The 13,224-nt window shown below is 76.4% G+C and carries 12 protein-coding genes; 8 read left to right on the top strand and 4 right to left on the bottom strand.

From position 1 onward, the window contains the following. The first annotated feature begins 55 nt into the window (after window positions 1-55). The 6 genes from ACFWIC_RS27265 to ACFWIC_RS27290 all read left to right on the top strand — a co-directional run bounded on the left by ACFWIC_RS27265 (window position 56) and on the right by ACFWIC_RS27290 (window position 5,963). The gene (locus ACFWIC_RS27265; protein WP_380520226.1) at window positions 56-1,450 is read left to right on the top strand and encodes an amino acid adenylation domain-containing protein; all 1,395 of its coding nucleotides are present in this window, start codon (window positions 56-58) and stop codon (window positions 1,448-1,450) included. Window positions 1,451-1,453: 3 nt separating this feature from the next. Continuing rightward, window positions 1,454-1,678 carry an MbtH family NRPS accessory protein gene (locus ACFWIC_RS27270; protein WP_329951317.1) on the top strand — a complete coding sequence of 75 codons (225 nt, stop codon included), beginning with the start codon at window positions 1,454-1,456 and terminating at the stop codon, window positions 1,676-1,678. Further along, window positions 1,675-1,956, top strand: coding sequence for a phosphopantetheine-binding protein (locus tag ACFWIC_RS27275; protein WP_355403711.1), 282 nt, complete (start codon window positions 1,675-1,677; stop codon window positions 1,954-1,956). The genes ACFWIC_RS27270 and ACFWIC_RS27275 overlap by 4 nt, the downstream gene beginning before the upstream one ends. Next, the gene (locus ACFWIC_RS27280) at window positions 1,953-3,443 is read left to right on the top strand and encodes a condensation domain-containing protein (protein WP_380520227.1); all 1,491 of its coding nucleotides are present in this window, start codon (window positions 1,953-1,955) and stop codon (window positions 3,441-3,443) included. Before ACFWIC_RS27275 ends, ACFWIC_RS27280 begins: the two co-directional genes overlap by 4 nt. Beyond that, the gene (locus ACFWIC_RS27285) at window positions 3,440-5,434 is read left to right on the top strand and encodes a N,N-dimethylformamidase beta subunit family domain-containing protein (RefSeq protein ID WP_380520228.1); all 1,995 of its coding nucleotides are present in this window, start codon (window positions 3,440-3,442) and stop codon (window positions 5,432-5,434) included. Before ACFWIC_RS27280 ends, ACFWIC_RS27285 begins: the two co-directional genes overlap by 4 nt. A gap of 133 nt (window positions 5,435-5,567) precedes the next feature. Next, window positions 5,568-5,963: a hypothetical protein gene (locus ACFWIC_RS27290; protein ID WP_380520229.1), complete on the top strand. Its 396-nt coding sequence runs from the start codon at window positions 5,568-5,570 to the stop codon at window positions 5,961-5,963. A gap of 70 nt (window positions 5,964-6,033) precedes the next feature. Here the strand turns inward: ACFWIC_RS27290 and ACFWIC_RS27295 are convergent, their stop codons facing one another. Next, on the bottom strand, window positions 6,034-6,777 hold the full coding sequence (locus tag ACFWIC_RS27295; RefSeq protein WP_380520230.1) for a hypothetical protein: 744 nt from the start codon (window positions 6,775-6,777) through the stop codon (window positions 6,034-6,036). Between the two features lie 501 nt (window positions 6,778-7,278). Here ACFWIC_RS27295 and ACFWIC_RS27300 point away from each other — a divergent pair. Continuing rightward, a complete protein-coding gene (locus ACFWIC_RS27300) occupies window positions 7,279-8,391 on the top strand; it encodes a hypothetical protein (RefSeq protein ID WP_329951323.1) in 1,113 nt (370 codons plus the stop codon). 69 nt (window positions 8,392-8,460) lie between these two features. On the opposite strand, the gene ACFWIC_RS27305 is transcribed toward ACFWIC_RS27300, so the two are convergent. Both ACFWIC_RS27305 and ACFWIC_RS27310 read right to left on the bottom strand, forming a co-directional pair. Then, the gene (locus ACFWIC_RS27305) at window positions 8,461-9,864 is read right to left on the bottom strand and encodes a cellulose binding domain-containing protein (RefSeq protein WP_380520231.1); all 1,404 of its coding nucleotides are present in this window, start codon (window positions 9,862-9,864) and stop codon (window positions 8,461-8,463) included. Window positions 9,865-10,264: 400 nt separating this feature from the next. Continuing rightward, window positions 10,265-11,065 carry an endonuclease gene (locus ACFWIC_RS27310; protein WP_329951325.1) on the bottom strand — a complete coding sequence of 267 codons (801 nt, stop codon included), beginning with the start codon at window positions 11,063-11,065 and terminating at the stop codon, window positions 10,265-10,267. Between the two features lie 585 nt (window positions 11,066-11,650). On the opposite strand from ACFWIC_RS27310, the gene ACFWIC_RS27315 reads away from it, so the two are divergent. Then, complete coding sequence (locus ACFWIC_RS27315; RefSeq protein ID WP_329951326.1) at window positions 11,651-11,899, top strand: DUF5302 domain-containing protein; 249 nt, start codon at window positions 11,651-11,653, stop codon at window positions 11,897-11,899. Window positions 11,900-11,989: 90 nt separating this feature from the next. Here ACFWIC_RS27315 and ACFWIC_RS27320 read toward each other — a convergent pair whose 3' ends face one another. Beyond that, complete coding sequence (locus tag ACFWIC_RS27320) at window positions 11,990-13,219, bottom strand: hypothetical protein (RefSeq protein WP_380520232.1); 1,230 nt, start codon at window positions 13,217-13,219, stop codon at window positions 11,990-11,992. Between the last annotated feature and the right edge of the window lie 5 nt (window positions 13,220-13,224).

Genomic DNA, 13,224 nt, shown 5'->3' on the forward strand with positions numbered 1-13,224 from the left:
GGGGGGGGCCCGCCGGCGCCCGGGCCCGGCGCCCCCGCCGGGGGGGGGCCCCCGGGTGGGGGGGGGGGGCCCGGCGGGGCCGGGCCCCCCCTCGCCCGCCCACCCCGCCTACGTCCTCTACACCTCCGGCTCCACCGGCACCCCCAAGGGCGTCGAGGTGCCGCACGGCGCGCTCGCCAACCTGCTCGCCGCCCTGCGCGACCGGCTCGGCAGCCGCCCGGAGGACCGCTGGCTCGGGCTCACCTCGCTCTCCTTCGACATCTCCACCGTCGAGCTGCTGCTCCCGCTGACCACCGGCGGCCGGGTCGTCCTCGCCCCCGAGGGCGCCCACCGGGACGGGCCCGCGCTGCTCCGGCTGATCGGGCGCGAGCGGATCAGCCACGTCCAGGCCACCCCCAGCGGCTGGCGGGTCCTGCTCGACGCCGGCCTCCGGGGTACGGCGCCCGGTCTGACCGCGCTCACCGGCGGCGAGGCGCTGCCCGCCCCGCTGGCGGCCGAACTGGCCGCCGCCACCGCCCGGCTGGTCAACGTCTACGGCCCCACCGAGACCACCGTCTGGTCCACCCTCGCCGAACCCGTCGAGACCGACGGCCGGGTCAGCATCGGCGAGCCGCTCGCCAACACCCGCGCCCACGTCCTGGACGAACGCCTGCACCCCGTCCCCTCCGGGCTGGCGGGCGAGCTGTACCTCGGCGGTGCGGGCGTCGCCCACGGCTACCGGGGCCGCCCCGGCCTCACCGCCACCCGCTTCCTCCCCGATCCGTACGGGCCGCCCGGCGCCCGGCTCTACCGCACCGGCGACCTCGTCCGGCTGCATCCCGGCGGCGCCCTGGAGTACGTCGGCCGCGCCGACACGCAGGTCAAGCTGCGCGGCCACCGGATCGAACTCGGCGAGATCGAGGCCAGGCTGGCCGAACACCCGGCCGTGGCCCGGGCCGCCGCCACCCTGTACGGCCCCGACGGTGACCGCAGGCTCGCCGCCTACGTCGTCCCCGCCGGTCCCGCCGGTCCCGCCGGTCCTCCGCCCGGGCCGGACGAGCTGCGCGCCCACCTCGCCGCCACGCTGCCCGCCGCCGTCCTGCCGAGCGCCTACGTCGTGCTCGCCGCGTTCCCGCTCACCCCGAACGGCAAGCTGGACCGCGCGGCCCTGCCCGAACCGGTCACCGTCCGGCCGGAGCCGGCCGCCCCGGCCACCGCCCCGGCCACCGGGCCGGACGAGCCCGACGACACCACCGCCGCCGTGCTCGCCATCTGGCGCGAGGTACTGCGGCTGGACGACCTCGGGCCGGACGAGGACTTCTTCGACCTCGGCGGCCACTCGCTGCTGATGACGTCCATCGCCGCCCGGATCCGCCGACAGCTCGGCGTCACCGTCCCGCTGGACGTCTTCTTCGACACCCCGACCGTGCGCGGCGTCGTCGCCGCCGTCGCCGACCTTCGCAAGGAGTAGCCCGTGAGCACCGCAACCGCGTACCAGGTGGTCGTCAACGACGAGGAGCAGCACGCCCTCTGGCCGTCCGGCGCCCCGCTGCCCGCCGGCTGGCGTGCCGAGGGGTTCGTCGGGACGGAGGAGGAGTGCGCCGCCCACGTCGACCGGGTCTGGCCGGACATCCGCCCGCTCAGCCTGCGCCGCCGCCTCGCCGAGCAGGCGGCCGCCACCGGCGGGGCCGCCCGGTGAACGCCGCCGCGCCCGCCCCCGCCGACGCCCTGCGTCGCCGCCTCGCCGCGTTGCTCTCCGACGCCACCGACGGGCAGCTCGGACAGGACGAACTCCTCGCCTCCGACGCCTCGTTGACAGCCCTCGGGGTCTCCTCGCTGGCACTGCTGCGCCTCGCCGACGGCCTGGAGGAGGAGTACGAGGTGCTGATCGACCTCGGTGACCCGGCGCTCCACGCGGAGGGCCTGGACGGCCTGGCCGAACGCCTCCGCCGACTCGGGGTGGAGCCCACCGGATGAGCGGACCCGCCGAAGCCGGGCCGGCCGTGGACGTGGACGGGTCGGCCGTGACCGACCCGCCCCCGGCCGGTCCGGGCGACCTCACCGTCGCCTTCACCGGCACCCGCACCGGCCTCGCCCCGCTCACCTGGGGCCAGCGCGCCATCTGGCACGCCATCGGCCGCACCGTGCCCAACGACCACTACTTCAACCTGGGCCGGGTGCTCCCGCTCGCCGACCGGGGAGCCCCCGTCGACGTGCCGCGGTTCGCCGAGGCCGTCGCCGCGCTGCTCACCCGGCACGAGGCGCTCCGCACCCGACTCGTCCTGGACGAGGACGGCGAACCGCGCCAGCACCTCCTCGACGGCGGCGAGATCGGCGTGACCGTCCACGACGAGCCCGATCCGGCCCGAGCCGGGCAGGCCGCCGAGGACCTGCTCGCCGTGCTCGGCGGGCGGCGGTTCGACTACACGCAGGAGTGGCCGGTCCGGATCGGCGCGGTCCGCAGCGGCGGCCGGATCACCCACGCCGTGCTGGCCCTCTGCCACCTGGCCTCCGACGGCCACGGCGCCGAGGTGCTGCTGCGGGACCTGCGGTTGCTGGTCCGGCGCGGCTCCGCGGGCCGGCCCTGCGCCGACACCCCGTTCGACCTCGCGCACGAGCAGCACGGACCGGCCGGCCGGCGCCGGGGCGCCGCCGCGCTGGCCCGCTGGGAGGCGGACCTGCGCCGGGTGCCGCCGACCATGTTCGCCGACCCGGTCGCCGAGCCGCGCACGCCCCGGTTCTGGACCGGCCGGCTGGTCTCCGCGGCCCTTCCGCCGGCGGTCGACGCGCTGGCCGCCGCCCACCTGGTCAGCGGCTCCACGGTGCTGCTCGCCGCCTCGGCGGTCCTGGTCGCCGCCGACCAGGGGCACCCGGCCGCGGCCGTCCTGCCCATCGCCGGGAACCGGGCCGCCCGGGACCACCGCGACCTCGTCGGCACGCTCTCCCAGGACGCCCTGGTCGTCCTGGACCTGCCGGCGGACCCGGACGGCCGGATCGTCTTCACCGACCTGCTCCCGGCCGCCTGGCGGGCCGCGCTGGCCGGCTACCGGGCCGCCGCCTACGACCCGGTGGAGTGGGACGCCCTGCTCGCCGGGATCGCCCGCGAGCGCGGCACCGAGGTCCACCCCTACTGCTGCTTCAACGACATGCGACTGGTCGAACGCCCGCTCCGCGAGGGGGCGTTGCCGGCCGGGGAGGAGCTGGCCGCGCTCCGCCGGCGGACCGTCCTCGACTTCCCGGCCACCCAGGAGCGGGTCGCCTGCCGCTACTGCCTCCACCTGACCGGGGACGACACGGCCCTCACCGTCACCCTGACCGCCGACACCGCCTACCTGCCCCCGGACGCCGTCCACGCCCATCTGCGGGCGATCGAGGAGGTCGTCGTCGCCTCCGCCGCCGGCCGGCCGCCCCGGCTCGCCGACCTGCCCGGGCTGCTCGCCGGGTACCGGGACGCGGACTCGTGACGGCGGGCCCGGTCCCGAGGCCGCTCGCCCGCGCGGAGGGCACCTCGTGCGTGCAGGGCGGGCGGCTCCGCTTCCACCTCGCCCCCGGCGACGACGGCGACGACGACGGGGGCGAGGGCGGCCGGGGCGGCCGGCCGTTGCGGGGGCGGGTCGTCGTCACCGACGCGGTGACCGGCGAGGTCCGGCTCAAGACGGCCGTCACCGGGCGGCTCTTCGACCTCACCGTGCCCGTCGGCTGGCCGAGTTCGCTCTACCGGGCGAGCTTCCACGACGAGCGCCCGGAGCAGCCCGCTCCCGAGCGGGACGCCGAGCACGAGGTCTGGTTCGTGGTGCGCGCCGCCCGGCCCGGCGCCGTCTCCGGCACCCTGGTCTCGATCCCGTTCGCCACCTGGCGCGCCTACCACCGGGCCGGGCAGCCCGGCCGGGGCCTCTACTACGCCGAACAGCCGGACCGCGCCGCCCGGGTCCCGCTCGACGCGCCCGGCGGCGGTCCGCCGCCCGAGCGCTGGGAGGAGCCGCTGCTCCACTGGCTGCCCCGGGCCGGATACCCGGTCGAGTACTGCTCCGGACTCGACCTGCACGACCGGCCCGGTGGCGCCGAACTCCTCTCCTCCTACCGGCTGTTGGTCGTCAACGGGCACGACGAGTACTGGTCCGCCGAAATGCGGGACACCGTCGAGGAGTTCGCCCGCCGGGGCGGCAACCTGGCCTTCTTCGCGGCCAATACGGCGTGGTGGCAGATCCGCCTGGAGGACGGCGGCCGCACCCTGGTCTGCCACCGGGACGCCGCCGCCGACCCGGTCACCGCCACCGACCCGCGCCGTGCCACCGTCGAGTGGTCCAGCTCCCCGGTCGACCGTCCGGAGAACACCATGACCGGCGTCAGCTTCCGTCACGGCGCCGGCGCCTGGGGCGACGGGATGGCGGTCATCGGCCGCGAGTCGTACACCGTCCGCTTCGCCGACCACTGGGTCTTCGACGGCACCGGCCTGGCCGACGGCGACACCTTCGCGCGCGGCGCCCTCGGCTACGAGACCGACGCCGCCGAACTCGACTGGTCCGCCGGCGTCCCGCGGGCCACCGGCCGCGACGGCACCCCCCGCTCCTTCGCCGTCCTCGCCACCGCCGACCTGCGGCACTGGCGTGCCCACGGGCAGGGTGGCTGGGCCACCATGGGCGTCCACCGGCTCGGCGCGGGGACCGTCTTCAACGCCGCCACCATCAACTGGGGTCGGGCCCTGGGCGATCCGGTGGTCGACCGGATCACCCGCAACGTCCTCGACCGCCTCGGCGGCGCCGCCGCACCGCGCTGGCACACCGTCGGTCCGGCGGAGGGGCTGCGCGCCCTCGCCGTGTGCGAGGGACTGCTCTTCGCCGTCGCCGGGGACGGCACCACCCTGCTCCACCGTGAGCCCGGCGACCAGAACCTCCCCTGGACGCCCTGCCCGCCCGTGTCCGGGCCCGCCGCCGGGGCGCGGACCGGCAGCGCCCCCGGGCCCGCCGCCGCACCGGTCGCCCCGATCCGCTGCCTCACCGCCCCGCGCGAGGCCGCAGGCCCGGTCCCGCTCGCCCTGCTGGCCGTCACCGAGGACGACCGGCTGCTCACCCGTGACCCCGTCCCCGGCCCGGCCCCCTGGGCCGCCGCCGGTCACGTCCCGCGCGGGACGGCGGCGCTCGCGGTCTGCGACGGCACGCTGTTCGCCGTCACCCCGCACGACGACACCCTGCACCACCGGTCCGCCCTCGCCCCCGAGGAGCCCTGGCGTCCGCTCGGTCCCGCCGCCGGGGCCACGGCCCTCGCGGTGCTGAACGGCCGCCTGCACGCGCTCACCCCGGCCGGCCTCGCCACCCGCCCCCCGACAGCCGGGCCGGGTGTCCCGTTCGTCCCGGCGGAGGGCTCGTTCCCGCCGGCCGTCGCCCTCGCCGCCCACGCCGGCCGCCTCCTCGCCGTCTCGGCGGACGGGCGTCTGCTCAGCCGTCCGGCGGGGTGAGCGCGGGGGTGCGGACCGGCAGGGCCGGGCGTGCGGTGAATCCGGCTGTACGCGGCCCTGCCGGACCGCTATCTTCGCGTTCCGAGAGGTGCTGCTCGCCGACCCACCGGCTTCCGACCACTGATGGAGTGCTGTGACCGACTACGAGACGGCCCGGCTGGTCAGCTTGATCGTCGGATCCGCGAACGTCCTCGTCCCGCTGGCCGGAGCCGTCGTGGCCGGCACCTTCCTGCGCCGCAGGGGGCGGAACGCCCGCCTGGCGATGATCGGCTGCCTCGTCATGGCGGTGAGCCCGATCGTCGTCTCGGTCGTGCTGGCCTTCGCGACGGAGAGCCTCTACGACGAACTCGGGCTCGCCATGGCGATCAACGCGCCGGTCCTGCTCGCCCTCCCGTTCCACCTGGCCGGACTCGGCCTGATCGTCGCCGGAGCCCTGGCCGCGCCCGCCCCCGCCCCGCAGGCGGTGTACCTCGCCGGGCCGCTCCCGGCCGTCGACCGGCCGCCCACCGACGCGGCCCCGAGCGTCTGACCCGTCGGACTCCCGTCCTGCCGGGCACGGAGCGGGCCCCGGCGTTCCCGCCGGGGCCCGCTACCGCCGGTCAGGACGGCGGCAGCCGGCGGGCGAAGGCGTCACCGAACGTGTTGGTGTCCCCGGGGACGAGCGTGCCGTCGGTGGACGCGAACAGCACGGTGGTGCCGAGCGCACCGACGACCGGTCCGGACGAGAGACCGGGGTTCTGGGCACCGTCGGCGGAGACGCTGACGCGCTCGGTGCGCCCGGTCCACAGGTCGTGGCGGAAGACGTCCTCGCCGCCGTTGGTGTCGCCGGCGACCAGGTTGTCGGCGTAGGACGTGAAGTACACCCAGCGGTTGCCCGACGCGATCACCGCGCCGAAGGAGTCGTCCAGCGTGGTGGTGCCGGGGAGGCCGGGCGGGATCTGACGGACGGTGCCGGTCCGCAGGTCGCGGACGCGGATCTCGTAGTGCCGGTCGAAGCCGCTGTCGCCCGGCCGGTTGGGGACGAGCTGGGAGTAGGCGGCGAAACGCCCGTCGGGGCTGAGCGCGCCCGTGGAGGAGCCGCTGAGCTCGCCGTTCTCGTCGAGGCTGCCTCCGACGGTCTTCCCGGTGGCCAGGGTGTGGACGTAGAAGGGGTACAGACGGGGCTTGAGGATCTCGGTGCCCGCCCCGGAGGCCCGGCCGTCGGCCCGGGCCCGGCGGGGGGCCCGCTCGGGGGCGTGGGCGGGCCGGCCGGGTACGTGGTCGTCGGGGGCCGGTACCGAGCCAACCGTCCGGGGAGGGACGCGGTCAATGGGCCGGCCGTGCCGCCGACGACAACGCGCCACGGCCCCGATTCCGGTGTGCCGGTGGCCCGAGCGGCGGGGCGCACCGGCTGCCGTCGCGCCCCGGCGGCCGTCCGTTTCCGGCCACGTCCGGGAGCCCGGGCCGGGCGCGCCGGCGCGGGACGCCGGAGTGGTGGTGGGGCGCGGGGGGACGGCGCGGGCGGGTGTGCCGGTGGCGGCCGGGCACGGGGCGCCGCGCGGCGCGGGCCGGTGGGGCCGCGGGGACGGAGGGTGCGGGAGGGACTGCCGGGGCCGGCCCGTGATCGGCCGACAACGCACCCGGCGGCCCATGCCGGAGGTCTGTGCCGCCGGATGACGCCCCCCTACGATGTGAGCGCCGTCGGGCCTGACCCCCGACACTGCCGGCCGAGGCCGGGTACCGCCGCGCCCGTGGGCCGGCCGTCCCGTCGGCCGCAGCCCGACCCGGCGACCGGGAACGGGCCCGCAGTGCAGGCAGCACCGCGCAGGCCGCCCGTCACTCCTCACCACCCAGGGGGTACGCCCATGCACGTCGGCACCGTCGCACCGTCGTTCAGACCCGTCCGCGCCGTCCTGCTCGTCCTCGCCGTGCTGGCCGCGCTGGTCGGCGCCAGCCTTCCGGCGGCCGGCCGGGCCCACGCCGCCGTGCCGGACCGGTGGGGCTTCGCGTTCCTCGACAACCCGACCCCGCCGCCCGGGTACGTCCCGGACACCACCCGGCAGTGGGGCAACTGGCCCTCGCCGGCCACCAACCCGGTGAAGGTCGACCAGACCGGCGTCGGTTCCTACGTCGTGCACTTCCCGCTGATCGCGGGCCCCGGCGGCATCGCCCACGCCACCGCCGTCGGCCGGACCGGCAACTGGTGCCAGATCAAGGGCTGGGGCTCGGCCGGCACCGGCCAGGACGTCGCGGTGGCCTGCTACAGGCCCGGCGGGGCGCCCGCCAACACCCTCTTCACCGTGCTCTACACCACCAGCAGCGGCACGCCGTCCCCGCCCGGCGGCGGCTACGGCTACGTCTACTCCAACTCCACCGGGGCGGTGCTGACCCAGTACAACTCCACCGGCGCGACCAACGCGGTGAGCTGGGGCGGTAGCGGGTCCGGCATCTGGAAGGCCTGGCTCCCCGGCCTGGGCTCGGCCGGCTACGACGGGAACATCGAGGTCACCGCCGTCGACGCGGCCCAGGGCGCGCGCTGCAAGGTGGCCGACTGGGCACCCGCCTCGTCCGGCCAGACGGTCGTGGTCGCCTGCTTCAACGCGGCGAACGCCCCGTACGACACGCGGTGGACGCTGAGCTACTCCCTGAAGCGGGCGGTCCACGGGCCGGCGTTCCCGCCGAACCGCTTCGGCTACCTGTGGTTCAACGGCGGCCTGCCCCCCGGCGGCAACTTCAACTCGACGGGCCCGGCCAACACGCTCGCCGGATCGGTGCCCTACACCGTCACGCTCCCGAACGTGGGCGTCCCCTCGGACACCGCGCAGGCCACCGCCTTCGGGCCCGGTCCCGACTGGTGCGGCCTGGCCCTGCCGTGGAACCGCAGCTCGGGGACGGTGAGCCTCTACACCATCTGCTTCAACGGCGGGGGCTCTCCGGTCCCGGGCCGCTTCTTCACCGCGTACACCTCGGCGGTCTGATCCCGCCGGAACGGGCCCGGGGCGGTTCGCCGCCCCGGGCCCGACCGCGTCCGGCAGCCGGACGGCGGGTCAGGGGGTGGAGGGGACCGAGTCGGTGAAGGTCGTGCCGGCGGCCCGGTAGGCGGTGACGGCGGCGCCGACCTGGGCGGGGGTCAGGACCCGGTCCTTGACGTGGAGGACGTAGTCGACGCTCTCCTCGTAGGCGCGCGGGGTCGTCGAGGCCAGGCCGGCGAAGTCGGTCAGCCACTGGTTGAAGTGGATCGCCACGGGCCGCTCCGGGAGGAAGCGCGCCTCGTGCCGGGCGAACTCGGCGCCGTCCACGTAGTAGACGACGGCCTCGTCGTCGATGGTCAGGACGAGGTCGTGCCAGCCCGCGTAGCCGGCCCGGACCGCGGTGTGCCGGTTGTCGGCGCCGTCGGGGCCGTAGGTCTCCCAGGAGGTGGCGTAGAAGACGTCGGCGGGCTCGCCCCAGCCGCCGTTGGGCAGGTACTCGAAGTCGTACTCGGCGTAGTCGTCGGCCATCGGGGCCTTGAGGTCGTTGATCGCGAAGAAGCTCTGGACCAGGTGGTCGCCGTCCGGGCCGCTCACCGGCGCGTCGGCGAAGCGGACCCGGGCCGCGTAGGTGCCGTTCCTGAACTTCTGCGCCCGGCTGTGGAACTCGGTCTGCCGGGTGGATTCGCCGGTCCCTGCGGTGGTGGTCCGCAGGGTCATCACCGAGTTGCCGCCCTCCTTGGCGAAGGAGACGTTCTCGGGCGCCCAGGTCGCGCCGGAGACCCCGGGCCCGCCGCCGCCGGAGCGCACGTTCCAGCCGTGCGCGCCGATCGCCGGGTCGGTGTGGCCGGTGTAGTCGAAGTCGTCGAACAGCGCGGCGCCGACGGGGGGCGTGGTCGGTCCGGGAGTGTTGCCGACGGGGGCGGTGCCCCACACCGCGACCCCGTTCACGCTCGCGGTGACCCTGGACCAGTTCGCGTACGCGGTCTGGGCCGGCCCGAAGGAGTAGTCGTCGCCCTGGTCGAGCGGGAGCCAGCCGGTGCGGTGGAAGCGTAGCTGGAGGTCCCCGCTGTCGGCGCCGGGGGCCAGCGAGCCGGCGCCCGCGGTGAAGCCGATCTCCAGGTAGCGGTCGGCGGGCGCGCCCGGCTCGACGATCGTGCCGAAGGTGCCGGTCACGTTGGCGCAGCCCTTCACGGCCCAGTCGCAGGCGAAGGAGTAGGCGGCCGGGGCGCTGTCCGCCCTGAAGTAGTAGCGCACCTTCACCTGGCTCAACGCGACCGCCGTGGAGCCGGTGTTGACCACCTTGAGCCAGGGCGCGGCCTGGGAGGCGCCACTGCCGCCGTTGCGGTACTGCACCGTGACGGCGTCGCCCGCCGCGGCCGCCGGCAGGGCGGTCAGTGCGCCGACGCCGAGCCCGGCCGCGACGGCGGCGGCGAGCGCCGCCCGGACGCGTGGGCGCGGGGTGGTCGTTCCGTTCTTCATGGGGGTTCCTCTCCTGCGGTGGGGGACGGTGCGCGGCACCGGCGGAGGGGAGCCCGGGTCACCTCGGGGGAGCATGGGGGAGGAGGCGGCGGGCCGCGCGATCAGAAAGTGGCATAGACCAATTTGGCCGTCAACCCCGTTCGGGCCCGATCGGCCGGAAGCCGGGCGCACGCCGCCGGGAGTGGCTGATAGTGCCCGCCGGACGCCCGCGCGGCCGACGCCGACCCGGCCCGCCACGGCAACGGTCTCGCCTGGCCCTCGTCGTCGCCACCGAAGCGCACCACGGCACCTTCCGGCCGGCGCCCAACCCCGCCGACGGCCTCACCGCCCGGCTGAGCCTCCCCCGTCGCTGAACCGCGGCCGGGCCCCGCCCGGAGGACGGAGGCCCGGCGCGGGTGGTCTACCAGATCGCCGCGACCCATTCCGGGTGGTCGACGAACGGGTTCCGGTTCTTCTGGTAGGTGTCGAAGACGATCTGGTTGCGGCGCTTCTCGAAGTCGCTGGGCGGGTCCTGCTCGTTCCACTGCTTCAGGACGGAGAGCCGGCCGTGGAAGCGGGTGCTGCCGTTGATCGAGTCGTTGGGCTCCAGGTCGGGCCAGGAGTCGTCGCCCTCGTAGCGGACGGCCATGTAGAGGATCATGCGGGCGACGTCGCCCTTGTCCGCGTCGCGCGGCTCGAAGGAGTCGGCGTCGGTGTAGCTGCCGGGTGCCCCGCCGACCGCGCTGCCGCCCTTGTCGAAGTCCTTGTTGCCGCGGGTGCTGTTGACCTGGACGTCGGCGGCACGCAGGTGGTGCAGGTCGGTGCCGGGGCCGGCCGAGGTGCCGAAGTTGCCGTGGGACTGGGCCCACACGTGCTCGCGGTTCCAGTTGCCGACGCTGCCGCCGTTGAGGGACTTGGCGCGCGAGGTGCCGCTGTAGAGCAGGATCACGTTGGCGGTGTTGTTCGGGTCCTGGTCGAGCACCTTGAGGGCGTTCCAGACCGCGTCGTAGGAGATCTTGGTCTGGCCGGTGCCGATGATGGTGTGCAGCGAGGCCTTGAGGCCGGCGCCGGTCTTGCCGATCGCGTTCTTGTAGTACGTGCTGTCGTACGGGCCGGCGGCGGCGCTCGCGGTGGGCGCGGCGACCGCGGGGAGCGCGAGGCCGACGAGGACGGTGGCGGCAGCCGCCAGCGCCTTCCATCTGCGTATCTGTGCAACGGACATGAGGGGCTGTCCCTTCCCGGACGACGCGAGCCGGGCCGCGGGCCCCGGGTGGGCCGGGCCGCGATCTACGCGTGTTGACGTGGCGTTAACGGGAGGATGACATGTCCTCGGGGTTCGCCGTGTAACCGGCAGGAGGCCGTTCCGTGACGTTCTCGCATACGGTGGCCGCGCTCGGCCCGGATCCTCCCGGTAGGCGTGCCCACGAGCGGTTCTGACGGTGCGTCCGGTCCGTCGGGGCCGGTGCGGGGGCTCCCGGGGGGGGGGTGGTGCGCGTGGTGGTGCGCGTGGTGCTGCGGGGCGGACCGGTGTCGTGACGGGTGCCCGGTCGGCGGGGGTGGCCGTGGGGGTGGGAGGTGGCGGGGCGTGGGGAGGGGCGGGAGCGGATCGAGCCGTGCCGCCCGCCCGCGGTGGTCCACGCCACCGTGCGGCGCCGTCCGGGTGCCGGGTGTCGGGTGCCGGAGCGGGGGACGGAGCGGGGGCCGGCTCCGCCGGTGCGGGGCGGGTGGTGGCCGCCGGGGGGTCCCCGGACGTGGGATGGTGTGTCCGGGGCCGTCGATCGGCTCCACCCGATCCAGGAGGTCATGTATGAGCAGCGACGCAGCGTCGACCGAGAGCGCCGAGAACCCGGAGAACCCGGAGGCGGGCCGGCCGGCCGAGGCCCCCGCGCCCCCGGCCCAGGATGATGTCAAGGCCCGCTTTCTGGCCGCGCTGGAGCGCAAGCACGGCGCCAAGACCGACGGCACCTCCGGCGGTCCGGCGGGTGACTCGAAGATCCACGGTGCCCACGGCGCGGCCGGCGGCAAGCGCAACTTCCGCCGCAAGAGCGGCGGCTGACCACATCGGTTCCCGGCGGGCCCGCCGGGCCGGGAGGTCCGGCCCTACCGGTCTCCCGCCCCGGCGGACCGGCCGGGGCGGCGGCCGGTGTCAGGAGGCGGCCGGCCGGAGCGGGGCGGTGTGCGGTGCGAGGAGATGGCGGGTGACCGTGCGGGCCCGCGCCGCGTCGCGGACCACGAGGTGGATCTCCCAGGGGGCGCCGCGGGAGAGTTCGGCCTCCACGGCGGCCCAGACCGCGGCGATGCTCGTCTCGGGCGGCAGGCCGCCCCGGCCGGCGCCGAGGAGGGGGAAGCAGATCGAGCGCAGCGGCGGGTCGAAGGCACGGTGCTCCTCGCCCAGGAGCGCGAGCGCGCGGGTGACGGACCGGGTGACGTCGGCGGGCTGGACGTCGTAGTCGTTGGTGCCGGGGCGGGGGACGGCCACGGCGGCGTGGTAGATCCGGCGGAGGCCCTGCCGTTCGAGCGCGCCGGCCCCGGTGGGGGCGACCGTCGAGGCGAGGACCGGACGGCCGAAGCTGCGGTACTGGTCGAGCCACTGGCGCAGTTCGGTGGAGATCCGGTCCTCGATGAGGTCGCCGGTGGGGCCGCGCACCGCGCAGGCCCGGCGCAGCACGGCCGACACCGAGTTCTTGTAGGCCTCGGCGAGCGCCAGGTAGACGTTGCTGGGGGAGACGACGACGTCCACGTCGCGGAGCAGGTCGACCGAGTGGGTGTGCAGGTGGACCGCGACGGTCCGGCCCCGGAGCGGCAGGTGCAGCACCTGGTGTTCGGCGGCCGGCGCCTCGACCGGCCCGGGTGCGGCCACCCGGCGGTCCGGCCCGGCGGGCGCCTCCGCGAGCCGGCCGATCTCGTCCGCGACGGCGGCCAGGACGAGGAGTTCGTGGTGCCGGCGGAAGCGTTCGACACTCACGTTGTAGACGGCGGCGGCGCGCTTGCGGCGGTCGGCGGCCGGCGAGTCGGTGGTGCCGGGGGCCAGGCCGAGGGTGTGCCGGGCGGCCTCCTGGAGGGTGCCGGTGTCGAGTTCGGCGACCGCGCGGCGCAGCAGGTCCTCGACGGTGCGCGGGTGCCGTGCTTCGGGTGCGGCGGCGAGGGCGCCGAGCAGGGGGAGGTCGAGCGCGCGCAGCCGGACGGGGCCGGCCCGCCGGACGGCCCGCAGCTCGGCGAGCACCGTGTCGTGGTCGAACGCCGGTGGGCCGGGCGCCGGAGCGTCGGACGGCGGTGGGTCGAACGCCGGTGGGTCGGGGGCCGGGGGAGCAAGAGCCGGAGGGTCGAGAACCGGAGGGCCGGATGCCGGAAGGTCGTCGCCGGTGCGGTGCGGCATGGCCC

The sequence above is a fragment of the Kitasatospora sp. NPDC127035 genome (assembly GCF_042726075.1).
Lineage (GTDB): Bacteria > Actinomycetota > Actinomycetes > Streptomycetales > Streptomycetaceae > Kitasatospora.

Excerpts from the sequence above, each read along its gene's own strand:
- ACFWIC_RS27310 (WP_329951325.1), bottom strand. The coding sequence starts at position 11,065 with ATGTCCGTTGCACAGATACGCAGATGGAAGGCGCTGGCGGCTGCCGCC.
- ACFWIC_RS27305 (WP_380520231.1), bottom strand. The coding sequence starts at position 9,864 with ATGAAGAACGGAACGACCACCCCGCGCCCACGCGTCCGGGCGGCGCTC.
- ACFWIC_RS27300 (WP_329951323.1), top strand. The coding sequence starts at position 7,279 with ATGCACGTCGGCACCGTCGCACCGTCGTTCAGACCCGTCCGCGCCGTC.
- ACFWIC_RS27280 (WP_380520227.1), top strand. The coding sequence starts at position 1,953 with ATGAGCGGACCCGCCGAAGCCGGGCCGGCCGTGGACGTGGACGGGTCG.
- ACFWIC_RS27320 (WP_380520232.1), bottom strand. The coding sequence starts at position 13,219 with ATGCCGCACCGCACCGGCGACGACCTTCCGGCATCCGGCCCTCCGGTT.
- ACFWIC_RS27315 (WP_329951326.1), top strand. The coding sequence starts at position 11,651 with ATGAGCAGCGACGCAGCGTCGACCGAGAGCGCCGAGAACCCGGAGAAC.